At 68.1% G+C, this 25,229-nt stretch carries 23 protein-coding genes and 5 pseudogenes; 13 read left to right on the forward strand and 15 right to left on the reverse strand.

What is annotated here, in order from left to right:
• Positions 1-266 precede the first annotated feature (266 nt).
• Positions 267-851 (forward strand): antibiotic biosynthesis monooxygenase, encoded by a 585-nt coding sequence (locus tag G4G29_RS18010; RefSeq protein ID WP_183151060.1) that lies wholly within the window; start codon positions 267-269, stop codon positions 849-851.
• Positions 852-914: 63 nt separating this feature from the next.
• On the opposite strand, the gene G4G29_RS24255 is transcribed toward G4G29_RS18010, so the two are convergent.
• The 5 genes from G4G29_RS24255 to G4G29_RS23660 all read right to left on the reverse strand — a co-directional run bounded on the left by G4G29_RS24255 (position 915) and on the right by G4G29_RS23660 (position 4,834).
• On the reverse strand, positions 915-1,571 hold the full coding sequence (locus G4G29_RS24255) for a hypothetical protein (RefSeq protein WP_309491598.1): 657 nt from the start codon (positions 1,569-1,571) through the stop codon (positions 915-917).
• A complete protein-coding gene (locus G4G29_RS24260) occupies positions 1,568-2,032 on the reverse strand; it encodes a hypothetical protein (protein WP_309491599.1) in 465 nt (154 codons plus the stop codon). Before G4G29_RS24260 ends, G4G29_RS24255 begins: the two co-directional genes overlap by 4 nt.
• Positions 2,033-2,244: 212 nt before the next feature.
• The gene (locus tag G4G29_RS18020) at positions 2,245-3,732 is read right to left on the reverse strand and encodes an MFS transporter (RefSeq protein ID WP_183151061.1); all 1,488 of its coding nucleotides are present in this window, start codon (positions 3,730-3,732) and stop codon (positions 2,245-2,247) included.
• Between the two features lie 161 nt (positions 3,733-3,893).
• A complete protein-coding gene (locus G4G29_RS18025; protein WP_183151062.1) occupies positions 3,894-4,445 on the reverse strand; it encodes a sugar-binding domain-containing protein in 552 nt (183 codons plus the stop codon).
• Positions 4,409-4,834, reverse strand: a complete 426-nt coding sequence (locus G4G29_RS23660) for a helix-turn-helix domain-containing protein (protein ID WP_183151063.1) — start codon at positions 4,832-4,834, stop codon at positions 4,409-4,411. Before G4G29_RS23660 ends, G4G29_RS18025 begins: the two co-directional genes overlap by 37 nt.
• Before the next feature lie 111 nt (positions 4,835-4,945).
• Here G4G29_RS23660 and G4G29_RS18035 point away from each other — a divergent pair, with 111 nt between their 5' ends.
• The 4 genes from G4G29_RS18035 to G4G29_RS18050 are packed head-to-tail and all read left to right on the forward strand — an operon-like array spanning position 4,946 to position 9,205.
• A complete protein-coding gene (locus tag G4G29_RS18035; protein WP_183151064.1) occupies positions 4,946-6,325 on the forward strand; it encodes a sugar ABC transporter substrate-binding protein in 1,380 nt (459 codons plus the stop codon).
• Positions 6,326-6,378: 53 nt separating this feature from the next.
• On the forward strand, positions 6,379-7,236 hold the full coding sequence (locus G4G29_RS18040; RefSeq protein ID WP_183151065.1) for a sugar ABC transporter permease: 858 nt from the start codon (positions 6,379-6,381) through the stop codon (positions 7,234-7,236).
• The gene (locus G4G29_RS18045) at positions 7,233-8,117 is read left to right on the forward strand and encodes a carbohydrate ABC transporter permease (RefSeq protein ID WP_183151066.1); all 885 of its coding nucleotides are present in this window, start codon (positions 7,233-7,235) and stop codon (positions 8,115-8,117) included. The genes G4G29_RS18040 and G4G29_RS18045 overlap by 4 nt, the downstream gene beginning before the upstream one ends.
• Positions 8,118-8,158: 41 nt before the next feature.
• Entirely contained in the window at positions 8,159-9,205 is a 1,047-nt protein-coding gene (locus G4G29_RS18050) for an NAD(P)-dependent alcohol dehydrogenase (protein ID WP_183151067.1), read from the forward strand.
• Positions 9,206-9,255: 50 nt separating this feature from the next.
• On the opposite strand, the pseudogene G4G29_RS18055 reads toward G4G29_RS18050, so the two are convergent.
• From G4G29_RS18055 to G4G29_RS18085, 7 genes and pseudogenes are all read right to left on the reverse strand, one after another.
• A pseudogene (locus G4G29_RS18055) lies at positions 9,256-10,861 on the reverse strand (FGGY-family carbohydrate kinase).
• Positions 10,858-11,575: pseudogene (locus tag G4G29_RS18060) on the reverse strand (L-ribulose-5-phosphate 4-epimerase). Before G4G29_RS18060 ends, G4G29_RS18055 begins: the two co-directional pseudogenes overlap by 4 nt.
• Before the next feature lie 185 nt (positions 11,576-11,760).
• Positions 11,761-12,894 carry a bifunctional 2-methylcitrate synthase/citrate synthase gene (locus G4G29_RS18065; protein WP_183151068.1) on the reverse strand — a complete coding sequence of 378 codons (1,134 nt, stop codon included), beginning with the start codon at positions 12,892-12,894 and terminating at the stop codon, positions 11,761-11,763.
• A gap of 2 nt (positions 12,895-12,896) precedes the next feature.
• Positions 12,897-13,800, reverse strand: a pseudogene (gene prpB / locus G4G29_RS18070) (methylisocitrate lyase).
• Positions 13,800-15,325, reverse strand: a pseudogene (locus G4G29_RS18075) (MmgE/PrpD family protein). The pseudogenes prpB and G4G29_RS18075 overlap by 1 nt, the downstream one beginning before the upstream one ends.
• On the reverse strand, positions 15,322-16,002 hold the full coding sequence (locus tag G4G29_RS18080; protein ID WP_183151069.1) for a GntR family transcriptional regulator: 681 nt from the start codon (positions 16,000-16,002) through the stop codon (positions 15,322-15,324). The pseudogene G4G29_RS18075 and the gene G4G29_RS18080 overlap by 4 nt, the downstream one beginning before the upstream one ends.
• A gap of 99 nt (positions 16,003-16,101) precedes the next feature.
• The gene (locus G4G29_RS18085) at positions 16,102-16,995 is read right to left on the reverse strand and encodes a DMT family transporter (protein ID WP_244632173.1); all 894 of its coding nucleotides are present in this window, start codon (positions 16,993-16,995) and stop codon (positions 16,102-16,104) included.
• 96 nt (positions 16,996-17,091) lie between these two features.
• On the opposite strand from G4G29_RS18085, the gene G4G29_RS18090 reads away from it, so the two are divergent.
• The 7 genes and pseudogenes from G4G29_RS18090 (at position 17,092) to G4G29_RS18120 (ending at position 22,123) form a co-directional block, all read left to right on the forward strand.
• Positions 17,092-17,634, forward strand: coding sequence for a CGNR zinc finger domain-containing protein (locus tag G4G29_RS18090; protein ID WP_183151071.1), 543 nt, complete (start codon positions 17,092-17,094; stop codon positions 17,632-17,634).
• A 104-nt stretch (positions 17,635-17,738) separates the two neighbouring features.
• Positions 17,739-18,599, forward strand: coding sequence for a fumarylacetoacetate hydrolase family protein (locus G4G29_RS18095; RefSeq protein WP_183151072.1), 861 nt, complete (start codon positions 17,739-17,741; stop codon positions 18,597-18,599).
• A pseudogene (locus tag G4G29_RS18100) lies at positions 18,596-19,346 on the forward strand (SDR family oxidoreductase). Before G4G29_RS18095 ends, G4G29_RS18100 begins: the two are co-directional and overlap by 4 nt.
• 49 nt (positions 19,347-19,395) lie before the next feature.
• A complete protein-coding gene (locus G4G29_RS18105; RefSeq protein WP_183151073.1) occupies positions 19,396-20,073 on the forward strand; it encodes a FadR/GntR family transcriptional regulator in 678 nt (225 codons plus the stop codon).
• Positions 20,074-20,137: 64 nt separating this feature from the next.
• Positions 20,138-20,494, forward strand: coding sequence for a cytoplasmic protein (locus G4G29_RS18110; protein ID WP_202045371.1), 357 nt, complete (start codon positions 20,138-20,140; stop codon positions 20,492-20,494).
• A 31-nt stretch (positions 20,495-20,525) separates the two neighbouring features.
• Positions 20,526-21,584: a PLP-dependent cysteine synthase family protein gene (locus G4G29_RS18115; protein WP_183151074.1), complete on the forward strand. Its 1,059-nt coding sequence runs from the start codon at positions 20,526-20,528 to the stop codon at positions 21,582-21,584.
• 23 nt (positions 21,585-21,607) lie between these two features.
• Positions 21,608-22,123, forward strand: a complete 516-nt coding sequence (locus G4G29_RS18120; protein WP_183151075.1) for an ACT domain-containing protein — start codon at positions 21,608-21,610, stop codon at positions 22,121-22,123.
• A gap of 112 nt (positions 22,124-22,235) precedes the next feature.
• Here G4G29_RS18120 and G4G29_RS18125 read toward each other — a convergent pair whose 3' ends face one another.
• Positions 22,236-22,517 carry a hypothetical protein gene (locus G4G29_RS18125; RefSeq protein WP_183151076.1) on the reverse strand — a complete coding sequence of 94 codons (282 nt, stop codon included), beginning with the start codon at positions 22,515-22,517 and terminating at the stop codon, positions 22,236-22,238.
• Between the two features lie 85 nt (positions 22,518-22,602).
• Between G4G29_RS18125 and G4G29_RS18130 the strand changes: the two genes are divergently transcribed.
• Positions 22,603-23,553 (forward strand): hypothetical protein, encoded by a 951-nt coding sequence (locus G4G29_RS18130; RefSeq protein ID WP_183151077.1) that lies wholly within the window; start codon positions 22,603-22,605, stop codon positions 23,551-23,553.
• Positions 23,554-23,684: 131 nt separating this feature from the next.
• Here G4G29_RS18130 and G4G29_RS18135 read toward each other — a convergent pair whose 3' ends face one another.
• Together G4G29_RS18135 and G4G29_RS18140 are read right to left on the reverse strand one after the other, a co-directional pair.
• On the reverse strand, positions 23,685-24,698 hold the full coding sequence (locus G4G29_RS18135) for an aldo/keto reductase family protein (protein WP_183151078.1): 1,014 nt from the start codon (positions 24,696-24,698) through the stop codon (positions 23,685-23,687).
• A 9-nt stretch (positions 24,699-24,707) separates the two neighbouring features.
• Complete coding sequence (locus G4G29_RS18140) at positions 24,708-25,220, reverse strand: hypothetical protein (protein WP_183151079.1); 513 nt, start codon at positions 25,218-25,220, stop codon at positions 24,708-24,710.
• Positions 25,221-25,229: the final 9 nt, after the last annotated feature.

Here is a 25,229-nt window from a genome sequence, read left to right on the forward strand (position 1 = left end):
TCCGACTACAACTGCAAGTGCGCGGACAAAGACTCAGACCGGATCGGGTGTCACGTCATCCGCGCGAAGGTGAGCGCTCTTGCTCCCGTTGCGGCGCCCACGCCGCAAGACCCCCGCCGAATCGGGTCGGCGGGGGTCTTCCTCATGCGGTGCCGGACGGCCGGCACCGCGCGGCCGCCGAACTAGAATCGACGATGCGCCGCCACCCTGGCGCATCCGCCTCGACGCCCCGACCCAGGGCGCCCGTTCCGCCCGAGGAGCGCACCATGTCCGAACCCGTCACGGTCTCCATCCGCCGCGAAGTCGACCCCGGCCGCATCACGGAGGCGACCGCCTGGGTGCAGACCGGCGTGAACCTCGCGACGAAGTATCCGGGCTTCCTCGGCTCCGGCTGGGTGCGCGCCGGCGAGGACTCGCAGGTGTGGCACATGCTGTACCGGTTCGCGAGCGAGGAGTCGCTCGTCGCGTGGGAGCAGTCGGCCGAGCGCACGTGGTGGCTGTCGATGGGCGAGGGATTCGTGCGCAGCGAGCGCTCCAAACGTCGGACCGGGATCGAGGGCTGGTTCGATGAGCCGACGACCGGGACCATCACTCTCCCGGCAGCCGACGGGAGCACCGAGACGGTCACGGTCGCCCCTGCTCCCCCGCGCTGGAAGCAGGCGACCTCGATCTGGCTGGGATTCTTCCCCGTCAACGTGGCCTTCACGTACGCGATGAGCCCCGTCCCGGGGTGGGACGCCCTGCCGATCTGGCTGCGGGTGCTCGTCACGACCCTCGTGCTCACGCCGATCATGGCGTACTGGGTGCTGCCGTTCGTGACGCGTTCGCTGCGGAGCTGGCTCGCCCGCTGATCACCGGCACCGGGATGCCGGGGCCGGTGTCGCGGCGAGGCCCTGAGCGTGGATCCGAGCAGCTCAGATCAGTTCCATCACCGGTCCTTCGTGCAGCGCCCGGTAGATCGAGTTGCGGATCGTGTTGGCCTGCTCTGCGGTGAGGGTGCGGTCGATCGGTCGCAGCACGATCCGCAGCAGGAGATTGACCTGCCCGTCCTGAGTTCCGAGACGAACGCGTGCGGGATCGGGAAGGTCCTGGTGTGCGGTGCGACTGAGCACCTCGACCGATTCGATGACGTCGGCGTCCGCTCCGAGGGCGATGCGGATGCGGTCGCCCAGTGTCTCCTCGTCTTCGTCGGCGGCCAAGACGACGGAGATGTCGCGCCGCGACGCGGGCAGAGGCGAGACGTGCTGCCATGGCTCGAGACTCAACATCTGGGAGGCGATGCGGGCATCCTCTGCGCGGAGGTAGCGGATGTCGGGGATGCCCTTGCGCAACATCAGTGCGCGTTCCAATCCCATGCCGAGCGCCAGCCCGGACCATCGCTCGGGGTCGAGCCCCGATCCGCGCAGCACGTCGGGATGGATGCGCCCGCACTCGGCCAACTCCAGCCATTCGCCGTTGTGGAGGACATCGATCTGGCGGCCGCCCGACGTGTAGGGGTGGGTGACGTCGGTCATGGTCCATTCCGCCCCGGGCAGCACCGCCGCCACCAGCACGCCGATCATGGTCATCATGTCGCTGTCGTCGGTGTCCGGAGTATCGCGGATGCGCCAGAGATCGACTGGTGGGGCTCGCCCACGTGGCTGCGATCGACCGCATCGCGCCGGTAGACGAGGCCCGGCGTCACGATCAGCTCGTCGACGTCGGCCTGCCCCGCGTAGTCCTCGAGGGCGGTCGGCAGCTCGGCGCTGGTGTGGCTGCGCAGCATCACCGTCGAGCTGATGTACCGCGTGTATCGGCGGTCTCGGGTCACGTCGCCAGGGTCGTAGCCGAGGCGGTCGTAGTTCTCTCGCACGGGCACGACCGGCGTGGTGCGCACGTAGCGCACGGTGCTGCGCCACTCGGTCTGCAGCGCGCTCACCACCGAATCCAGAAGCACCTGGACGGCGTGCTCGCCCTGGGCAGGATCGGTGAGGTCGCGCATGTTCAGCGCGCGGCAGAGCTGGTCAGAAGTCAGATGGTCGGCATGCGACATGGGAAGGTCTCCAAAACGATTGCGGGCTGGTAGAGAAGTCGAACTTCCCCCGGCCGCGCCTGCGGAGACCTATGCGCTATCGGCGCGCATCGACGACCCCGCGGCCATTTCCCGGCCGGGGGTGGCGAAATCGCTGCTGCCTGTGCACGACACCAGGTTACAGGTGCAACGACCCGTCGGCCCTGACGTCGACGACGTCAGGGCCGACACCGTCAGCTGCCGTCCGCGCCCCCGGGTGCGACCGGCTTGTCCGCAGGTTCCACAAGAGACAGAGGATCCGCGATGTCCTCGAGCGACTTGCCCGCGGCGCTGACACCGAACACTCCGCACACGACGCCGCCGAACATCATGATGGCGGCCCCGAGCACGTAGCCCCAGAACAGCGGGCCACGATCGCCCGACTCGGCACTCGCACCTATCAACGCGCCATAGAGCACCGGAGCGACCGCGCCCACGAGCTGCCCGATCGAGAAGACGTAGGAGATCACCTGGCTGCGCAGCTCGAGCGGGAAGATCTCGCTGACCGTCAGGTAGGCCGCAGACGCCCCGGCGGAGGCGAAGAAGAACGACGCGCACCAGAACGCGGTGTGCGTCGCCGCGTTCAGCACCCCCGCGTTGAAGAGGAAGGCGCTGACGAGGAGGATCGCGCCCGCGAGCACGTACGTCGAGAACAGCATCCGGCGCCGACCCCACGTGTCGAAGAAGTGGCCGAGGATGAGCGCACCGGCGAGGTTGCCGACCGCGAACACGATGAAGTACTGCGATGCCGACGCCGGAGGCGTGTCGTAGAAGTTCTCGAGCACGAGGGCGTAGGTGAAGAAGATCGCGTTGTACAGGAACGACTGGGTCACCATCATCGTGATGCCGACGAGCGTGCGCCGCGGGTACTTCTTGAACAGCACCTTCGCGATGACGAGGAACGGCACGCTGCCGTACTCCTTGACCGTGATGGCCTTGCTCTCGTCGACCGGGTCGATGGTCTTGCCCTCTCTGCGGATGCGCTCCTCGATCTGATCGACGTTGCGCTCCGCCTCCTCCTCTCGGCCGTGCGTCATCTGCCAGCGCGGGCTCTCCGGGATGTGCCGACGGAGCCAGATGATGAGGATGCCGAGCACCGGACCGACGAAGAAGCTGAGGCGCCACCCGAGGTCGGCGGGAAGGAGGTCGGTGTTCAGGAAGAACATGTTCGCGACGGCGCCGAGAGCCGCACCACCCCAGTAGGTGCCGTTGATCGCGATGTCGACACGTCCGCGGTACCTGGCGGGGATGATCTCGTCGATCGCCGAGTTGATCGCCGCGTACTCGCCCCCGATGCCGGCCCCGGCGACGAACCGCCAGATGTAGAAGAACCAGGGCGCGAAGGCGAGACCCGCGACGGCGGATCCGACGAGATAGACCGCGAGCGACACGAGGAACAGGTTCTTGCGCCCCAGCCGGTCGGCGAGGCGTCCGAACACCAGGGCGCCGAAGACCTGCCCCAGGAGATAGCAGGTGCCGGCGAGGCCCACTTCCGCCGGGCCCATCCCCAGGGTCGCCGCGTACCCGTTCGCCGCGACGATCTGCACCTCGAGCCCGTCGAGGATCCACGAGAACCCGAGGCCGACGATGATCATCCAGTGGAATCGCGACCAGGGAAGGCGATCCATGCGTGCCGGGACGAGAGACCTGACCTCCGTGACGGCGGCGTCGGGAGCAGACATGGATCCTCCTTCGCGGGCGACCCGTTCGCCCCGCATCTGTCTTACTCCCCGGAGGATTTCATCGCATGGTCTTGACCGGGGCGCCGTCCGGGCGCTACAAGACATGCGCAACGGTGCGGACCCGACCCGTGGAAACCGTCGACCGGCACCCGCGGGAGGGCTCAGTCCGCCGCCGCGTCCAGCGCGAGCGACGCCGAATGCGCGTCCGTGATGACGACCTGTGCGATGCCGGAGTCGAGCACCGCCCGCACGGCGCGTGCCTTGTCGGCGCCGCCGCCGACGGCGACGCGAAGCGGGATCGCACGGGTGGCGTCCTCGTCGATCCCGACGATCAGGTCTTCGAAGCCGCCTATCGAGTTTCCTCGGCGGTCGAGGAGCACCGTCCCGATCTCCGCGACCACGTCGCGGTCGGCGAAACGATCCATCTCGCCGACCTCCGCGACCTGCGTCGCCAGCAGCGAGGCGTCCGGCCATCCGCCGATCGTCAGATATGCCGCTGTGACCGCGGAGAAGCGCTGCACCGTGCGGGCGTTCGCAGGGTGGCGGAGAATGCCCTCCTTCTGCCCGTCCGGGACGAAGATCGGCGCATAGAGCGGGAAGGTCGCTCCGCCGCTCACCCGGCCGATGTTGAGGATCGCCTCGATGCCGTTCGCGAGGTTCGGATCCCCGACCCCGGTCAGCTGCACGACGTCCAGCCAGGGCAGCTGTTCCACACACCGGGACATCGCGACGGAAGTCCGGCCGGGGTCATGCCGACCACATCGTCCTCGGCGGCGTGCTCGACGAAGAACCGGGCTGCCACCGCGGCGAGCGCTGCCCGCACGTCGGCCGCGCCGGTGGACGGCGTCGCCACGACGATGGCGGACTCCAGGCCGAAACGTCGCGCGAGACGCGCAGACAGATCGACCTCGACGGGATCATCCACCACGGCCCGGACTTCGATCAGACCGAGCTCCCGCGCGCGCCGCACCATCCGCGCCGCCGCGAATCTCGATATGCCGAGCTCCTCGGCGATCTCGTTCAGGGGTCGCCCTTCGGCGAGGTTCTGCATGGCCACGTACACGTAGGCGACCCTCTGATCGATTCTCGGTTTTGCGCTCATATGTGCACCATACCTTCCAGAGCGAGCGGTCAAGACACAATGATCCGGTGATCCTCCCCACAAGGCCCGATCACCTGCACGACCACATCCCGATGACCAGAGGAGGTCATTTTGCTCGGCTCAGCACACCACCGCCGCCACCGCCGTTTCGCACCCGCCGGCATCGCGCTGCTCTCCGCGGGGCTCGTCCTCAGCGGCTGCGCCGCCGGTGGATCCGCACCGGAGACGCAGGCCCCGCTCGACGGGTTCGACTGGAAGAACTTCAAGGGGCAGGAGCTCAATCTCCTGATGAGCGAGCATCCGTACTCGAACGCGATCAAGGCGCACCTCGACGAGTTCGAAGATCTGACCGGAATCGACGTCAACCTCGAGACCCTGTCCGAGACCGACTACATGGTGAAGCTCCTGACCGAGCTGCAATCGGGCTCGGGCGACTACGACGCGTTCATGACCTCCCAGCCCATGAACTACCAGTACGCGGCGGCGGGATGGGTCGAAGACCTGCGTCCCTGGATCAAGGACAAGACACGCACGTCGCCCGACTGGGACTTCGACGACTTCTACCCCGCGCTCATCGACTCCCTCCGATGGGACAAGACCGAGTACTCCGGCGCCGGCAAGGGCGGGCTCTGGGCTCTGCCGGTGAACGAGGAGGGGTACGCGCTCTTCTATCGAAAAGACATCCTCGACGCCGCGGGCATCGCGGTCCCCGAGACGATCGACGAGCTGCTCGCGGCCGCGAAGCAGTTGAACGGCACCGAATACGACGGACACAAGATCTCCGGATTCGTGAGCCGCGGCGACAAGACGTACCCGACGCTCAACCCGTTCAGCACCTTCCTGCTCGCCCACGGCGCGAAGGACATCGTCGACGGGAAGGCCGCGGTGAACTCGCCGGAAGCCGTGGCTGCGACCCAGCAATGGGTCGATCTCATGCAGTACGCCCCCAAGGCGGCGAGCACCTACACGTGGTACGAGGCTCAGCAGGACTTCATCGCCGGCAATGCCGCCTTCTACATCGACGCCGACCACATGGCGCCCGACTTCGAGAAGAGCGCGATCGGCGGCAAGGTCGGCTACGCGCTGCCTCCCGAGGGTCCGGCGGGCCGCGGCTCGAGCATGTGGGTGTGGTCGCTCGGCATGAACGCCGCCTCGACGCACAAGGATGCGGCCTGGCTCTTCATGCAGTGGGCTTCGTCCAAAGAGACGCTCACCAGCGCCATCGCGAACGGGAACATGAACCCGACACGGCAGTCCGTCGCGCAGAGTCCCGAGATGTCAGACGCCACCGCCGACTGGGCCGGCTACAACGAGACCTGGCAGAAGATCCTCTCCGACTACGCCACGTGGGCGTACACGCCGTCGTCCACGTGGCCGGAGATCGGCGACGCCTGGACCATCGAACTCCAGTCCGCGGTGCTCGGGCAGAAGACCGCGAAGCAGGCGGCAGACGACGCCGCCGACGAGATCGATCAGATCATCTCCGAGTGAAACCACGAGGGGTCGGCCCGGTCCGGGCCGACCCCTCTGCCGGAAAGAAGCCGATGAAACACAGACCGTCCCTGCCCTACCTGCTCGTCCTCCCCGGCCTCGCCGTGCTCGTGGCCATCATGTACCCCTTCCTGACGGGTGTCGCCTGGTCGTTCACCTCCTACCGGCTGAACCGCGGAGCGCCAGAGGTGAACGGCGGGAGGAACTTCCTTGTGCTCTTCAGCTCGGGCGACGGGTGGCATGCGATCCTCGTCACCCTGCTCTACACCGTCGGCGTGGTGGCCGTCGAGCTCACCCTCGGGACCCTCATCGCTCTCGCGCTCAACCACGGTCGATACGGCAGCTTCTTCCGGATCATCGTCGTGCTGCCCCTGCTGATGCCGCCCGTGATCGCGGCGCTGATGTGGAAGGTCATGCTCACCGAGAACGGCGTGACGAACTGGCTCATCGAGGCACTCGGCGGCACGGGGTCGCTGTGGTTCAACGGACCGGACACCGCTCTGCTCTCGGTGATGCTCGTCGACGTCTGGCTCTACACGCCGTTCGTGGTCCTGCTGATGCAGGCGGCCCTCAAGAGCGTTCCTCCCGAGCTCCGCGAGGCCTCAGCGGTCGACGGCGCCAGCAACGTCCGCCACTTCTTCGCGATCACGGTGCCGATGATCACCCCCGTGCTCGTCGTCGTGGTCGCCTTCCGCGGTATCGACTCCCTCAAGATGTTCGACGTCATCTACACGACGACGAAGGGCGGTCCCGTCGACGCCACGACGAACCTCCATGTGCTGGCCTATCTGGACGGCATCCGGAACCTCAACTTCGGAGCCTCGATGGCGGCGCTGGTCGTCCTCTGGGCGATCTGCTACGCGCTCTCGTTCCTGCTCCTCAAAGCCCGCCGGAAGGAGATCTCCGCATGACCAGCCCGGAGGACGCCCGCACGATGACCATCCCGTACGTCTCCCGCAGCACCAGACGCTCTCGGCGCACCACAGCTCACGGACTCGTGGTCGCCGGTCTCGCCCTGTGGTCACTGTTCACCCTGGGGCCGATCGCGTGGATCTTCCTGATGTCGCTCAAGACACCGGATCAGATCGTCTCCAACCCGCCGCTCTTCGTCTTCGCACCCACCCTCGACAACTACATCGAGGTCTTCAGCGGCTCCGAGTTCCTGACCCCGTTCGCCAACTCGCTGATCGTCACCGCCGGCTCGCTCCTCGTCACCCTGGCCATCGGGCTCCCCACCGCCTATGCCCTCGCGCGCTTCTCGTTCCGCGGCAAGGAGAACATCGCCTTCGGCATCCTCTCGCTCCGTTTCGCCCCCGAGCTGTTGATCATCCTGCCGCTGTATCTGATCTTCCAGAAGACGCACCTCGCCGACAGCTACATCGGCCTGATCCTGGCGTACCAGTTGGTGACGCTGCCAATGCTGGTGTGGATGCTGCGCTCGTTCATCGAAGACCTGCCGGGCGAGCTCGAGGAGGCGGTGGCCGTCGACGGCGGCACCCGTTGGACGGCGTTCCGGCACGTGCTCTTCCGCCTGATCGCTCCCGGCCTGGCGGCGAGCCTGATGCTCTCGTTCGTCTGGGCGTGGAACAACTACACGCTGCCGCTCGTGCTGGCCGGTCGCCACACGCAGACGGTGACCACGGGGTTGCAGCAGTACATCGGCTACCAGTCGATCGAATGGGGCCCGATGGCCGCCGCCACCATGGTCTCGATCGTCCCCGGCATCCTCTTCGCGGTGTTCTCGCTGCGGTGGATCGTCGGTGGCCTGACGGCGGGGACCGTCAAGGGCTGACCATCGCACACCCCGTCCCCGAGAAGAAGGAGAGAACCACCATGACCGCCACCCACCCAGAAGACATGCTCGCGAGCGTGCTCACCGCGCCACGCACCGTCGAACTCCGCCGTGTCCCGGTGCCGCCGGTCGGCCCACGCCAGGTACTCGTCCGCGTCGAAGCCGTCGGCGTCTGCGGATCCGACACCCACTTCTACGAGACGGGGCGGATCGGCGACATCGTCGTGCACGGCGACGTCGTGCTCGGACACGAGTCGGCGGGCACGATCGTGGCGGTCGGCTCCGACGTGTCGGCGGAGCGGGTCGGGACGCGTGTCTCCGTCGAACCGCAGACCGTCTGCCGCCGCTGCGAGTACTGCAAACGCGGGGACTATCACCTGTGTCGCGCGGTGGAGTTCTACGGCGCCTGGCCCTGCGACGGGTCCTTCGCCGAGTATGAGGTCATCGATGACGACTTCGCGCACACTCTGCCCGACGGCGTCAGCTTCGAGCAGGGCGCACTGGCGGAGCCCGTCTCCGTCGCCGTCCACGCCGTCCGGAGATCCGGCATCACCGCCTCCTCGCGCGTCTTCATCACCGGCGCAGGGCCGATCGGCGTGCTGAACGCCCAGGTGGCCCGCGCCTTCGGTGCGACCGAGGTCGTCATCAGCGATCCCGTGGCAGGTCGGCGAGAGCATGCCCTCGCGCACGGAGCGACAGCGGCCGTCGATCCGGCTGACGTCGATCCGGCCGCATTTCAGGAGCACTTCGACACGTACATCGACGCCTCCGGCAACGCCGCAGCGATCGTCTCGGCGATCCCGATGCTGCGCCCCGGCGGGACGGCCGTCCTGGTGGGCATGGGGGCGGACCGTCTCGAACTGCCCATCGCGATGATCCAGCACCGGGAGATCACCCTGACCGGCACGTTCCGCTATGTCAACACGTGGCCGACGGCGCTCGACCTCATCGCCACCGGGACCGTGAGCGTCGACTCCCTCATCACCGGTCGGTACGGACTGCAGGACGCAGGCGAGGCGCTCATGAAAGCCAAGACGGACCCCACCGCGATCAAGACGATCGTGGTTCCTGCGCTCACCGCCCGGTGACGTGCACCGCGGGTCGGAGACGCGCTCGACGACTCCGACCCGCGGCGATCTCAGGGGCGCGGCGTCATCGCGGCGACCGCAGCCGCCTCGATCGCGAGACCAGCCTGGTACCGCTCGAGATAGCTCGCGAATCCGGCGGCATCCCGCTCGTCCGGGGCGATCACCACGGCGTCGTTCTCGGGGAAGACGCACTCGTCCAGGTACCTGCCCAGTTCGCTCCGCTCCGCATGGGCGAGATACGACGCCAGGACCGCGATCCCCCACGCGCCGCCCTCTCCGGCGAGACTGCCGACGGCGACAGGAACGTCCAGTGCCCCGGCGAGCAGCCGCTGTGCCACCCGCGCGTGCGGAACAAGCCCCCGTGCGCGAACAGGCGGTCGAGCCGCACGCCCTCCTCCGACAAGACCCGCATGCCGAGGGCGAGCGCCCCGAACACGCCGTAGAGGTGCGACCGCATGAGATTCGCGAGCGTGAAGGAATCCGCGGGCGAACGGACCAGGAGCGGATGGCCGGCGGAGAGACCGGCGATCGGTTCGCCGGCCAGGTAGTGGTAGGAGAGGAGGCCGCCGGCATCCGCTTCACCGTCGAGAGCTTCACGGAAGAGCACGTCGAAGGCGACGTCGTCGTCGACCGGGCGGTCCGCCGCGGCCGCGAACCGTACGAAGAGCCGCGCCCAGGCCGCGATGTCGCTGGCGCCGTTGTTGCAATGGACCATCGCGACCTCGTCGCCCGCCGGGGTCATCACGACATCGAGCTCACGGTGGGCCTTCCCGAGCGGATGCTCCAGGACCACCATGGCGAAGATGCTGGTGCCGGCCGAGATGTTGCCCGTGCGCGGCGCGACGGCGTTGGTCGCGACCATGCCGGTCCCGGCGTCGCCCTCGGGAGGGCACAGCGGGATGCCGGACTGCAACAGCCCGGACGGGTCGAGCAGCAGAGCACCGTCGACCGAGAGCCGGCCCGCGTGCGTCCCGGCGCGCTGCACCTCGGGGAGGAGGTCGCGGAGGGGCGCGGCAGCTGATCGCATACGAGGTCGTCGTACGCCGAAAGCATCCGTTCGTCGTATGTGCCCGTTGCCGGATCGATCGGGAACATGCCGGATGCGTCGCCGACGCCGAGCACGCGATGACCGGTGAGGCTCTCGTGCACGTATCCGGCCAGCGTGTTCAGTGCGGCGATCCGCTCCGTGTGCGCCTCTCCCGCACGCACGGCATGATGCAGGTGCGCCACCGACCAGCGCTGCGGTACGTGCACCCCGAAGAGTTCGGTGAGCTCGGCGGCCGCAGCCGCCGTCCCGGTGTTGCGCCACGTGCGGAAGGGCGTCAGGAGTGCCCCGTCGGCATCGAAGGCCAGGTAGCCGTGCATCATGGCGGAGATCCCGATGGCGCCGAACGTGGTGGGGCGGACGCCGTACCGGTCGTGCACATCGGCCACCAACTCCGTGTACACGGCGCGCAGCCCCTCCCAGACATCGTCGATGGCATAGCTCCAGACGCCGTCGACCAGGCGGCTCTCCCACGAGAACCCTCCGGTCGCCAGCACGTCTGCGGGGTCTTCCCCGACGAGGCAGGCCTTGATGCGCGTGGAGCCGAGCTCGATGCCCAGACTCGTCCGCCCAGCGAGGATGTCTGCGCGTGCCGTTCCCTGCGCCCTCATCGCCGCACGTCCGTGCTCTGCCCGTACACATCCTGATACCGCGTGTAGAGGCGGTCGATCGTGTCCGGGGGCAGGGTCAGGAGCTCACCTCCCGCGCGCGCGTGATGGACCGTGCGCGCGATGTCTTCGACCATGACGGCCGCCTTCACCGCGTCCCTCGCATCCGCTCCGATCGTGAACGGTCCGTGGTTGCGCATCAGAACCGCCCGTGAACGCCGTCCGCTGAGAGTCTCGACGATGCCGCGTCCGATCGAGTCGTCTCCGATGACCGCGAGTGGCCCCACGGGCACCGGCCCACCGAACTCGTCGGCCATGGCCGTCAGCACGCAGGGGATCTCTCCCCCTGGCCGCCCAGGCGACCGCATAGGTCGAGTGCGTGTGCACGACCCCACCCACCTCGGGCATGTTCCGGTATACGTAGGCGTGCGCGGCGGTGTCGCTGGACGGCGCGAGGTCGCTGCCCGGCGTCCCGGCGATCGCGCGGCCATCGAGATCGCACAGGATCATGTTCTCCGGAGCGAGGTCGTCGTACGACACCCCGGAGGGCTTGATCACGAACAGCTCGTGCCCCGGCACGCGAGCGGAGACGTTGCCCCCGGTCCAGACCACGAGTCCGTAGCGCACGAGCTCGTGATGCAGACGCGAGACCTCGACGCGGAGTCCGTGGATCGAGCGACGGAGTTCGGGTGAGAAATGGGGTGTGTCGACACTCAAGAGAGACCTCGGGCTAGGTATCGGTAAGAAACGTCGCCCGTGGGGGCGATCGTGACATGTTACCTTCCACCTCTCCGAGATGGCGAGTCGACCTCCGGGGCCGTCGTGCCGCACTGCGGCCGGGAACCCCTCGCACACGACGAACGCCCCCCCGATCGGGAGGCGCGTTCGTCGAACCGTCGAGATCAGCCCTCGATGTGCCGCTCCTCTGGACCGTCGTAGTGCGAGAGCGGACGGATGAGAGCGTTGGCTCCGGCCTGCTCGATCACATGCGCCGTCCATCCGGTCACGCGCGCCGCCACGAACAGCGGAGTGAAGGTGAGCGTGTCGAAGCCGATGAGGTTGTACGCGGGCCCCGAGGGGTAGTCCAGGTTCGGGTAGATGCCCTTGCGCGCCACGAACTCCGACTCGAGCGCGTCGTACAGCGCGGCGACGTCCGGGCGGTCGTAGTGCTCCACGAGGGTGTCGAGCGCCGCCTTCATGGTCGGCACCCGCGAGTCGCCCTTCTTGTAGACGCGGTGCCCGAAGCCCATGATCTTGCGCTTCTCGGCGAGCGCCTTGTCGAGCCAGGGCCCCACGTTCTCGGCCGAGCCGATGTCGTCGAAGATGTGCAGCACGGCCTCGTTCGCACCGCCGTGCAGCGGCCCCTTGAGCGCACCGATCGCGCCGACGACCGCCGAGTAGATGTCGCTCAGGGTCGAGGTGATGACGCGCGCGGTGAACGTCGAGGCGTTGAAGGAGTGCTCGGCGTACAGGATCATCGACCGGTTGAACGCGTCCACCACGACGTCGTCCGCCTCCTCGCCGAACGTCATCCAGAGGAAGTTCGCGGAGTAGTCGAGGTCGTCCCGCGGGGCGATGATCTCCTGCCCGCGACGGCGACGCTGACCGTAGGCGACGATCGCGGGCAGTGCCGCGAACAGGCGGATGCTGCGCTCGAGGTTCTGCTCCGGGCTGCCGCCGGCGTCGAGCACCGAACCGCCCGCACCGGGGTCGGAGGCGCCGATCAGGCTGACCGCGGTGCGGACCTCGTCCATCGGATGCGCCTCCAGCGGCACGAGGTCGATCGCGGCCTTGACGTTGTCGGCGAGCGCGCGGTGCTTCCGCTCGTCGAGACGGAACGCCGCGAGCTCTTCGGGCGTCGGCAGCTCGCCGTTCCAGAGGAGGTAGGCGACGGCCTCGAACGGCTGCGTATCGGCCAGCTCCTGCACGGGATATCCGCGGTACAGCAGGCTGTTGGTGTCGGGGTTGACCTTCGAGATCGCGGTCGTGTCGACGACGACGCCCGCAAGGCCTTTCTTGATGTCCGGCTCGGTCATGGTCACTCCTTCGTGATGGTGAAGTTGAAGACGCCGGAGTCGAAGTGGTTGTACGACTCGTAGTCGATCAGGTCGTAGAGATCGGCGCGATGCTGCATCTCGCCGAGCTTCGAGGTCAGATGTCCCTCGTCGTTCAGCGTATCGAGCGCACGGCCTGCCGCCCCCATCGAGATGCGCAGCAGCGACACCGGCCAGATGACGAGGTTCACACCCGCGTCCCGCAGCTGATCGACGGAGAACAGCTCGCTCTTGCCGAACTCGGTCATGTTCGCCAGGATCGGCACCTCGAGCGCCTCTGCCATGGCCTCGAACTCGGCGAGCGTGCGCATGGCCTCGGGGAAGATCGCGTCCGCCCCCGCATCGACCAGTGCCTTGGCGCGGTCGATCGCGGCGTCCAGACCGTCGATCGCGCGGATGTCGGTGCGCGCCATGATGAGGAAGTTCGGGTCGCGCCGGGCGTCAGCGGCGGCCCGGATGCGCTTGATCGCGGTGTTCTCGTCGACCACGGCCTTGCCGTCGAGGTGGCCGCACCGCTTGGGATTGATCTGGTCCTCGATGTGCGTGCCCGCGAGACCCGCGTCTTCGAGCTCCTGGATCGTGCGGGCGACGTTCATCGGCTCGCCGAAGCCGGTGTCGGCGTCGACGATCGCGGGAAGGTCGGTCATGCGGGCGATCTGCTTCGCCCGACCGGCGACCTCGGTCAACGTCGTGAGGCCGATGTCGGGCAGCCCCAGGTCGGCGGAGAGCACGGCGCCGGAGATGTAGACGCCGTCGAAGCCCTTCTGCTCGATCAGGCGGGCGCTCAGCGGGTTGAAGGCGCCGGGGAAGCGCAGCAGCTCCCCCGCTGGCCAGACGCTCACGGAACAGCCTCCGCTTGTCGGCCGGTGTGACGGTGGAGTACAGCATCAGAACAGCCCCTGGGGAGCCGGAGCGGCATCGAGCACGCCGGGCTTCGCGACGATCGAGAGCTCTCCGACCTCGGCCGCCGTGAGTTCGGGCAGGCGCTGCACGAGGGCGAGGAACCGCTCGATCTCGGCGGGTTCGAGCACGGGTTCTGCGAGCAGACGGAACTTCGCGATGTAGTTCTCGCGCGCGAACGGACGAGCTCCCAGCGGATGCGCGTCGGCCACGGCGATCTCGTCGACCACGGTCGAGCCGTCGGTCAGCCGGATCTCGACGCGACCGCCGAACGCCTTCTCATCCGGGTCCTCGGGTGGTAGCGGCGCGTCCACTCGGCATCCTCGGCCGTGGTGATCTTGTGCCACAGCGCGACCGTGTCGGCACGGCCGGCGCGCTCGGGGGCGTAGGAGTCGACGTGGTGCCAGCCGCCGTCCTGCAGTGCCACCGCGAAGATGTACGGCACCGAGTGGTCGAGCGTCTCGCGCGACGCGGTCGGGTCGTACTTCTGCGGGTCGTTCGCGCCGGAGCCGATCACGTTGTGCGTGTGGTGGCTGGTGTGGATGACGATGGACTCGATGTTCGCGGGGTCGCGCAGCGCCGGGTTCTCGATCCCGAGCTTGCGGGCGAGGTCGATCAGCGCCTGGGCCTGGTACTCGGCCGAGTGCTCCTTCGTGTACGAGTCGAGGATCGCGCGCTTGGGCTCGCCCGCGGCGGGCAGCGGCACCTCGTAGGCGGCGTCCTTGCCGTCGAGCATCCAGGCGATCACACCGTCTTCGCCTTCGTAGATCGGCGCGGGGCTGGTCTGTCCGCGCATCGCCCGGTCGACCGCCTCGACGGCCATCTTGCCCGCGAAGGCCGGGGCGTGCGCCTTCCAGGTCGAGATCTCGCCCTTGCGGCTCTGACGCGTGGCGGTCGTGGTGTGCAGGCCCTGTCCGACGGCCTGGTAGATCGTCTCGACATCGAGGCCGAGCAGGGTGCCGATGCCGGCGGCGGCCGACGGGCCGAGGTGGGCGACGTGGTCGATCTTGTGCTTGTGCAGGCAGATCGCGCGCACCAGGTCCATCTGGATCTCGTAGCCGGTCGCGATGCCGCGCACGAGCGCCCGCCCGTCCTTGCCGGTGTGCTGCGCGACCGCGAGGATCGGCGGGATGTTGTCGCCGGGGTGCGAGTACTCGGCGGCGAGGAACGTGTCGTGGTAGTCGAGCTCGCGCACGGCGACGCCGTTGGCCCACGCCGCCCACTCCGGGCTGGTGCGGTGGTCGAGTTCGGCACCGAAGAGGTTCGCGCCGACGCCGCCGGTCGAGACGGGGTGACGGAAGGCCTGTGCGCGGGCCGCGTTGATCGGGGCACGGGTGAGCGAGGCCGCTGCGACCGACGCGTTGTCGATGATGCGGTTGATGATCATGTCGACGACATCCTGCTCGACCTCGACGGGGTCGGCCGCGACCTCGGCGATCTTCCAGGCCAGCTGGTCTTCACGGGCGAGGTTCTCGTCGCTGCGGTGCACGCGGACGTGGTGGGTGACGGTCATGAGCGTCCTTCGCTGTTGTGGGGAGAGTCGTCGGGGAGGGAGTCGAGGATGCCGGCGAGCGCGTTGTGCAGGTGCACGTGCGTGGCATGAGCGGCGAGGTCGCCGTCACGCGCCGCCAGGGCTTCGGCGATGGTGCGGTGCTCGGCGGCGGAGGCCGCGAGGCGGGCGGGCTTGTCGCGGGCCATGCGGCGCACGCGCACCAGGTGCGTGCGCACGGTCCGCAGGGCGGAGGCGATGTAGTCGTTGTCGACCGCGGCGTCGAGTGCGGCGTCGAAGCGGGCGATGAGCGCGTAGTACGCATCGCGGCCTTCGGCGGCGTGGAGGTCGACGTGCGCGAACTCGTCCGCGAGGGCGGCGAACAGTGCGGAATCCCCGCGTGCGGCGGCGAGGCGGGCCGAACTCTCCTCGAGTGCTCGGCGGATCTCGAAGAGCGAGCGGATGTCGTCGGCGTCCAGATCGGCGACGACCGTGACCCGCGGCGACTGCTGGACCACGAGGCCGTCGGCAGCGAGACGGCGCAGCGCCTCACGCATGGGCGTGCGGCTCACGCCGAGCCGTTCGGCCTGCTCGACCTCGCCCAGCACGGCGCCGGCAGCCAGCACACCCGACTGGATGTCGTCCAGCAGGGCCGTGTACGCGCGATCGCTCGCGGAGGTCCGCTCAGCGGGAAGGGTCATGCCCTCAGTGTATACATAAAGCGGATTCGAGTGCTGCTTTTCCTCGCGGTCACGTTCCGGCGTATACATTCTCCGCTCGCCCTGCAGGGGAGAGGGACGTCAGGGTGGCGGTGCGACGGGTTCGCCGAGCTTGACCACGACGACGCCGACGAGGACGAGCACCCCGCCGAGCGCTTGCAGCAGGTCGGGGAGCTGCCCGAGCAGCAGCCACCCGAACACGAGCGCGGCGACGACCTCGGCGAGCGCGACGAACGAGGCGAGCCGGGATCCGAGCATCCGCGTCGAGGCGATCCCGAGCCCGTACGCGAGCGCGGTCGCGATGACACCCATCGCAAGGACAGGGGCGAACCACGGCACGCTGCCGAATCGGTAGGAGACGTCATCCGTCGTCCACGCGATCGGGAGCACTCCGACAGCGCCGGCGAGCGCGAGGGCGACGGCGCCGAGCAGCAGACCACTGCCGGCGAGGGCGATGGGCGGCAGCCCCGTGTCTGCCCTGGCGGAGAGCACGAAGTAGGTGGCCGCCCCCACCATGGCCCCGAGCGCCCACAGGATGCCTGGCACGTTCACATCGGCACCGGTGACGACGTCGAGCATGAGCACCAACCCGACGAAGGCGATCACCGCCCCGATGACGCTCTTTCTGCTCGGCCGTTCGCCTCGGCGCAACCACAACCACAGCAGCACGGCGATCGGAGCGGTGTATTCGACGAGCAGCGCGATGCCGACATCCATCACCGCGACGGCCTGGAAGTAGAAGAGCTGGGTGGCGGCCACCGCGAGCAACCCGTAAGCGAGGATCATGCCGAGGTTGCGCCGCAGGAGGCCCCAGCGGCCTCGGAGCGCCAGGATCGTCGGGACGAGGAGTACGACGGCGGCGACCCAGAGACGCGCGGTGACCGCCGCCCCCGGAGTCCATCCGGCGTCGATCAGGCCGCGCGCCCACCCGCCGGACATGCCGAACGAGAACGCGGCGGCGATCGCGAGCGGCATTCCGAGTCGCACCTCTCGCACGGAAACCACCGCCGTGTCACTCGCCAACCCACTCATGATCGATGACGCTACGCGCGCCGCCGGTAAGATGTCAACATGATCTTCACCGATGACACGGAAGAGGCTCTGCGGGCCGCCGTCTGGCTGGTGAACTCCGCCGAGGAGCCGGACACGCTGGCCGACCTCGACGACGAGGCCGCATTCCTCCGGGAGTTCCCCTACACCGGGCGGCTCGATCGCGACGATCGGGAGCTCTCCGCTCTCCGACACCTGCGCCCGCGCCTGCGCACGATGCTGCTCGCCCGACGCGACGAGATGGCCGAGCGGGTCAACGACGCGCTGGCCGAATCACGCCTCACTCCCCGACTGCGCCGCCACGACGGCGCCGACTGGCACCTGCACGCCGTCGCCGATGAGCAGCCGTTGGCCGAGCGCATCCTGATCGAGACCGCGATGGCGCTGATCGATGTCATCCGCGCCGACGAGGGATCGCGCCTCAGCGTGTGCGAGGACGACACCTGCCTGTCCATCGCGCTCGACCTCTCGCGCAACCGCTCGAAGAGGTACTGCTCGACCACATGCGCGAACCGCAACGCCGTCGCCGCGTATCGTGCACGCCGCGCGACACCGGCACACTGAGTCGCCTCGTCCGTCGCCGACGTCGACACGACCAAACATCCGATGTCTATACTGGCAACGACATGGGCCGCGGCGTCGCGGCCTCCCGATCGATCAGGAGAATCATGAAGTTCGCGCGGCTCGGCACCCTCGGCTCGGAGATCCCCGTCCTCGTGGAGGACGACCGTTACCTCGACCTTCGTCCCGTGACATCCGATGTCAACGGCGACTTCCTCGAGAGCGACTTCGTCTCTCGTGTCGCGTCGGCGCGTGACGCCGGCCAGTTGGCCGAACTCCCTGATGCCGCCACGATGCGCATCGGCGCCCCCATCGCCCGTCCCAGCGCGGTGATCTGCATCGGGATGAACTACGCCGCGCACGCCGCGGAATCGGGCTCGGAGCCGCCGACCATCCCGATCCTGTTCCTGAAGACCCCGAACACCGTCGTCGGGCCCAACGACCCCGTGACGATCCCGCGGGGCAGCGAGAAGACCGACTGGGAGGTCGAGCTCGGCATCGTGATCGGCGCCCGCGCCGCGTACCTGGACTCCCCTGCGGACTCGCTCGCGCACGTCGCGGGTTTCGTCACCGCGAACGACGTCTCCGAGCGCGCGTTCCAGATCGAGGTGTCGGGCGGACAGTGGTCCAAGGGCAAGATCGCCCCGGGGTTCAACCCCACCGGCCCGTGGCTGGTCACCCCCGACGAGGTCGACCACCAGGCGCTCGGCCTGCGCAGTTTCGTCAACGGAGAGCCGCGGCAGGACTCGAACACGAGCGACATGATCTTCACGGTCGAGCACATCGTGCATCACCTGTCGCAGTACGTGACCCTCGAGCCGGGCGACCTGATCCTCACCGGCACTCCGCAGGGTGTCGCACTTTCGGGCAGGTTCCCCTACCTCGCCGCGGGCGATGTGGTCGAGATCGAGATCGACGGCCTGGGCCGTCAGCGCCAGGAGTTCGTCGCCTGGGAAGCCCGGCGATGACCGGATCGCTGGAGGGGCTGGTCGCTATCGTCACGGGCGGCTCCTCCGGCATCGGTGCGGCGATCGCTCGGCGTCTGGATGCCGACGGGCGACCGTCGCGGTGCTCGACCGCGGCCGCTCGGCTGCCTCCCCCGCGTTTCCCACCTTCGTGGCTGACGTCTCGGACCGTGCGAGTGTCGACGCCGCGGTGGCTCGCGTCGCCGAGGCGTTCGGCCGCATCGACATCGTCGTGAACAACGCCGGAGTCGGCGCACAGGGCGATGTCACCGCGAACGACGACGACGAGTGGGCGCGCGTGCTCTCGGTCAATGTGACCGGCATCGCCCGCGTGACCTCGGCGGCCCTCCCCTGGCTGCGGCAGTCGCCGTCCGCCGCCGTATGCAACACGGCATCCGTCGCGTCCACGATCGGCCTCCCTCAGCGCGCGCTGTACAGCGCCTCGAAGGGCGCCGTGTCGGCGCTGACCCGCGCGATGGCCGCCGATCACCTGCGCGAAGGCATCCGCGTCAACGCCGTCGATCCCGGCACCGCCGACACCCCTGGGTGAGTCGACTGCTCGACGCGTCCGCGGATCCGGCGGCGGAACGCTCCGCGCTCGAAGCACGGCAACCCCACGGCCGCCTGGTCGACCCCGACGAGGTCGCCGCTGCCGTCGCCTATCTCGTGAGCCCGGAGGCGGGTTCCACCACGGGCGTCGCCATCGAGGTCGACGGCGGCATGTCACGGCTGAGACTCCGCTCGGAGTGAGCACGGCACTCGACCACTCCGACTTCGGATCCCGCACCAGGAGGACGCCATGGCAGTGACAGACGACGCGATCGCGAAGATCAAGGCGATGATCGTGTCGGGCGAGCTGGCCCCGGGCGATCGCCTTCCCCCGGAGAAGGAGCTGTCCGAACGGCTCGGCCTCTCCCGGAGCTCCATGCGCGAGGCGGTCAAGGCGCTGGAGGTCATCCGTGTGCTCGATGTGCGCCGGGGCGACGGCACCTACGTGACGAGTCTCGAGCCGCATCTGCTGCTCGAGGCCGTCTCGTTCGTCGTCGACATGCACGACGACGACTCGATGCTCGAGATCTTCGCCGTTCGCCGGATGCTGGAGTCGCAGGCTTCAGGCCTGGCCGCCACTCTCGGCTCGGACGAGCAGATCGCGGCATTGCAGCGTGAGGTCGACGGGGTCGACGCCTCGGTCGACATCGACGAGCTCGTCGACCACGACATCCGATTCCACCGCGACATCGTGGAGATGGCCGGCAACGCCTATCTCGCGAGCCTGATCGAGCACATGAGCAGTCAGACGGTCCGCGCCCGCGCCTGGCGGGGTCTCACCGAGGCCGATGCGCTCGACCGCACGCTGTCGGAGCACCGGGCGATCGCCGACGCCATCGCGAGGCGCGACCCGGCGCTGGCCACCTCTCTGACCACCGCGCACATCGCCGGGATCGAACGCTGGCTGCGTCACGCGACCTCGCTCTGATCGTCGCCGTTCGCGCTCAGGAGAGGGGCTGTCGAGGGCGTCGCCCCGGGTGTACGGTCGCCGCATGATCACCGACGATCCCACCCTCACCAACCCCGACCATTACCGCACGCTCTGGGAGAACGAACACGTCCGCGTGCTCGAATACACCGACGTGCCCGGCGACAAGACGACGCCGCACGACCATCCGAACAGCGTCATGATCACCCTCAGCGATTTCTCGCGACGTCTCAGCGCGGGAGAGCGGACATTCGACACCGCGCTGCCCACCGGACAGGCCGTGTGGATTCCCGCACAGCGTCACTCGGGTGAGAACACCGGGACGACGCCGACGCACACCATCCTCGTCGAGCTCAAGGGTGACGCGGCCGGCGATCCCACCTCCGCCTACCTGGGACCCGATCGGCCAGCGCAGTCGTGAACCGCACGAGCGGAGAGGATACGCTCGATCGGTGACCTCCTGGACCAGCACCGCCATCGCCCTGCTGGAAGCCGATGCGAACCGCAGCGCCGACACGCACCTGCACCTGTTCCCCCTGCCGCCGGAATGGGGCATCGACCTGTACCTCAAGGACGAGTCCGTGCATCCGACCGGGTCGCTCAAGCACCGCCTCGCGCGCTCGCTCCTCCTCTACGGCCTGGTCAACGGACGCATCAGGGAGAACTCGACGCTCGTGGAGTCGTCGAGCGGGTCGACCGCCGTCTCCGAGGCGTACTTCGCACGGATGCTGGGCCTGCCGTTCATCACGGTCGTCCCCCGGTCGACCGTGCAGGAGAAGATCGACCTCATCGAGTTCTACGGCGGCACCTGCCACTTCGTCGACCGCGCCGAAGACATGTCCTCCGAGGCGCAACGGCTCGCCTCGGACTGCACGGGCCACTACCTCGACCAGTTCACGTTCGCGGAACGCGCGACCGACTGGCGCGGCAACAACAACATCGCCGAGAGCGTGTTCAGCCAACTCGCACAGGAGCGGCACCCGATCCCCCGGTGGATCGTGACCGGCGCGGGCACGGGCGGCACCAGCGCGACCTTCGGACGCTACGTGAAGTACCGGAGGCATGAGACACGGATCGCCGTGGTCGACCCTGAGGGCTCGGCCTTCTACGACGGGTGGGCCGGCACCGTGGATCCCCCGGTCGGACGCCCCAGCCGCATCGAGGGCATCGGCCGCCCCCGCGTCGAGGCCTCGTTCGTGCCGACCGTGATCGACGAGATGATCCGCGTCCCCGATGCGGGCTCGATCGCTGCGATCCGGCTGCTGCGCGAACACACCCTGCACTGGGCAGGAGGCTCGACCGGCACCAACCTGTACGGCGCGTTCCAGCTCATCGCGCGCATGCGTGCCGCGGGCGAGACCGGCAGCGTCGTGACACTCATCTGCGACAGCGGCGTCCGTTATGCGAACACCTACTACTCCGACGAGTGGGTGGCCGCGCAGGGCTGGGACCTCGACCCGCACCGTGCGCGGATGGAACGCTTCCTCACGGACGGCCTCTGGGTCGAGTGAGCACTGCGGGCTACGCTGGCCGCATGACAACTCTGATCCTCACCGTCGCGGGTGCAGACCGTCCTGGCCTCGTGGCCGCCGTCGCCGATGTGGTCGATTCCCACGGGGGCAACTGGGAGAACAGCTCGCTGGCGGAACTGGCCGGCACGTTCGCGGGAGTGATCGAGGTGTCGGTCGCCGACGACAGGTCCGACGAGTTGGCCTCGGCGCTGCGTGGGCTCCAAGGCCAGGGACTCCTCACGGTCGCCGTGCTCACGGGGGCACCCGAGCGAGGGGCCGACGACGATCAGGTGCTCGAGATCCAGGTGCTCGGCAACGACCGGCCGGGCATCGTTCGAGAGGTGTCCGGCGTGCTGAACGCGCACGCGCTGAGCATCGAGGAGCTCGCGACCGAGACACGGGATGCCGCGATGGCGGGTGGCCGACTCTTCGAGGCGTCGGTCGTGGCCAAGGTGCCGGCCTCCGTCGATCTGGATGCTCTGCGCAGCGACCTCGAACGCCTCGCGACCGAGATCCAGGTCGACATCACCCTCGGCTGAGGCCGTCCCTCCCCTCTCACCTAGTCCCCGCTTTCGCGCCGCGACTCCGCCTTGCCGGCGTCGGCAGGGGCCGGATCGTGCATCAGGGGCCGGGTCGGTGCGAGGCCGACATTCAGACCGGGCGCGAAGGATCAGCCTTCGCCCCCTCGCCGGCCAGACGGCTTAGCCGAGAGCCTGCCCAGAAACCAACCAGCAGCATGCCCACGCCACCGACGATCACGGATGCCACAGAGAGGTTGGTGATCGCGTAGGTCGTCTGGATGGGATCGGCGAACGCCATCGACGGAATGCCCGCCCATCGAACTCGATCCGCAACGAGACCCACACCCGCCCCCAGCGTCAAGACGACACCGAGAACACCGCTGATCCGTTCAGCGCGCTCTTTGAACACCACGTCGCCCCTCGCTTACTGTCGCTACCCAGACCCACTCCGTGGGGAACACCTATTGAATCATAGATGGTATAACGTTACATTTTTCGTGTTGAAGGAGATCGAAGGAGATGGATCCATGAGGCGACTTCGCCACACGAAGAAGCTGCTCGTAGCGAGCTTGGTGCTCGTATCCGTGGCAGCCGGGGCAATGCCTGCGCAAGCGACCGACTACTGGTGGCCGTATGCGACCACGGCATCGAAACCAAAGAACGTGGTCATTCAAAGCGACGTCGCTCTGTACATTGCTGGGGTGAAGGGGCACGCCAGCGGTGGCGGCGGATGGGATGTCACCTTCCGGATCCAGACGGTATCCGCGACTGCTTCCTACTTGTACAACTGGGGGGAGGCACCTGGGTGGGGTGTCGTCAACTACGGTTTCGCACAGCTCGGCCCGAACACGGCGCGGTCCAGCTGCCTATGGAAGACACGTGACGCAGTCACGGGGTCAGTCCCGCTTAGTTGCTCGTACTTGGGAACCCCTCAAGGACAGATCGCCCGCGCAGACTCTCACCCGGCGTCGCCCATCCCCCAGTTGCAGGATGAACAGCTTCAACTTCGGGCGGAGCATTCCCCCTTCCCCCAATACGTGAGCGATGAGTTCACCCAGACATACGCCGACCCGACCCTTCTTCAGGCCGAGAACGGAGTGGCCTACTGGTCGGCAACGGACGAAGCCGGAAACACCTGCATGATTCAAGCGGTCGACGAGGGTGGCCTATTCGGAGCAGCATGCGCGAGCGATACTGACTTCGCTTCGCACGGCGTCGGCCTCGCGCTTGGCTCCTCTGACTCCGACACCCCGGTCGCCGATGCGTATCTGTTCCCCGAATCCGTCTCGAGCGCTGTCGTGAACGACAGTTCGACCGATGTCACCAGCCGAGGGTCAGCCATTGCGGCCGAAGTGTCGGGGGAACTCGTCGTCCTTCGCGGCCACGCAGATAGCGTGACGGTTCGCGGAGCCTCCGGCGAGACCTACGACGTCCCGGGACTCGGCTAGCCGGATACCTCCGGGTCGGCACTGGTTACGCGTAGCGCCGACCCGCCCCTCGCCGCACGAACCGGCCCCCTGCGAACATCCGCAGGGGGCCGGATCGTGCATCAGGGGCCGGGTCGGTGCGAGGCCGACGTTCAGACCAGCCGTGACTTCGGAGACACCGAATACGTGCTCTCGGCGTCGCGGTTCACGGTGTCACCGAGGGCGGTGTCGATCGCGGCGAGGGTGTCGGCGTCGAGCTTCACACCCGAGGCCTTGACCGTCTCGGCGAGCTGCTCCGGACGGGAGGCGCCGACCAGGGCAGCCGCCACGTTCGGGTTCTGCAGCACCCATGCGATGGCGAGCTGCGGCATCGACAGCCCCGCCTGCTCGGCGATCGGCTTGAGGCGCTGGACCGCCGTGAGGATGTCGTCTCTGAGGAAGCTCTTGATGAAGTCGGCGCCGCTGTGCGGGTCGGTCGCGCGCGAGCCGTCGGGCACCGGCTGACCGGGGAGGTACTTGCCGCTGAGCACGCCCTGCGCCATCGGCGACCACACGATCTGCGAGATGCCGAGCTCTTCGGACGCGGGCACGACCTTGCCCTCGATCACACGCCACAGCATCGAGTACTGCGGCTGGTTCGAGATGAGCTGGATGCCGAGCTGCGTGGCGAGAGCGTGCCCTTCGCGCAGCTGTTCGGCCGTCCACTCCGAGACGCCGATGTAGAGCGCCTTGCCCTGACGGACGACGTCGGCGAAAGCCTGGAACGTCTCCTCCAGCGGGGTCTCGTAGTCGAAGCGGTGCGCCTGGTACAGGTCGACGTAGTCGGTGCCGAGGCGCTGCAGCGAGCCGTTGATCGACTCGAAGATGTGCTTGCGGCTCAGACCGGTGTCGTTCGGGCCCTTCGGTCCGGTCGGGAAGTACACCTTCGTGAAGATCTCCAGACCTTCGCGGCGCTGCCCTTCGAGGGCCTTGCCCAGCACGACCTCCGCCGCGGTGTTCGCGTACGTGTCCGCCGTGTCGAAGGTGGTGATTCCCGCGTCCAGGGCGGCGTGCACGGTCTTGACCGCGGCGTCGTCTTCGACCTGAGAGGCATGGGTGACCCAATTGCCGTACGTGATCTCCGAGACCTTGAGACCGCTGTTGCCGAGATAGCGATAGTTGACCATGGATCAACGCTACTGGCTGCCTGCGACGGCAGGGCCGGGCTCGGCCGGTCGCCGACGCGCGGCCGTCACGATCGCTCCCACGAAGAGGGCGATCGCGGCGAGGGCGCTCACGACATACAGCGGCCGCGCCCACGGCGAATAGTCCGCGCCGCCGATGCCGAACGTGTCGGCGAGCGCCATGCCCGCACCGAACGATGCGACGAAGTACCCGATCGCACCGAGCATCAGGAGCACGAGGAACCCCGTCGCGACGACCAGCGGATGCGCCCGCGTGAGGACGGCGAAGAGTGCGAGGCCGACGGCCAGAGCCACCCCGATGCCGAGGATCGCGAACGCCGGCATCGGCATCAGGCTCTCCCCCGCTTCCGACATCTCGAATCGGATCTGCGCGAGCGTGAGACCAGGGGCGGCGGCGAGCGGATTGAGCACCAGGATCTGCACCGCGGCGAGTGTCGCGTAGGCGACGACGGCGAGTACGCCGACGATCGATATCCACAAGGTCGTGCGCAACGTCACTGTCATGCGGGTCAT

It is taken from the genome of Microbacterium sp. Se63.02b (assembly GCF_014171575.1).
In the GTDB taxonomy this organism is placed as follows: domain Bacteria; phylum Actinomycetota; class Actinomycetes; order Actinomycetales; family Microbacteriaceae; genus Microbacterium.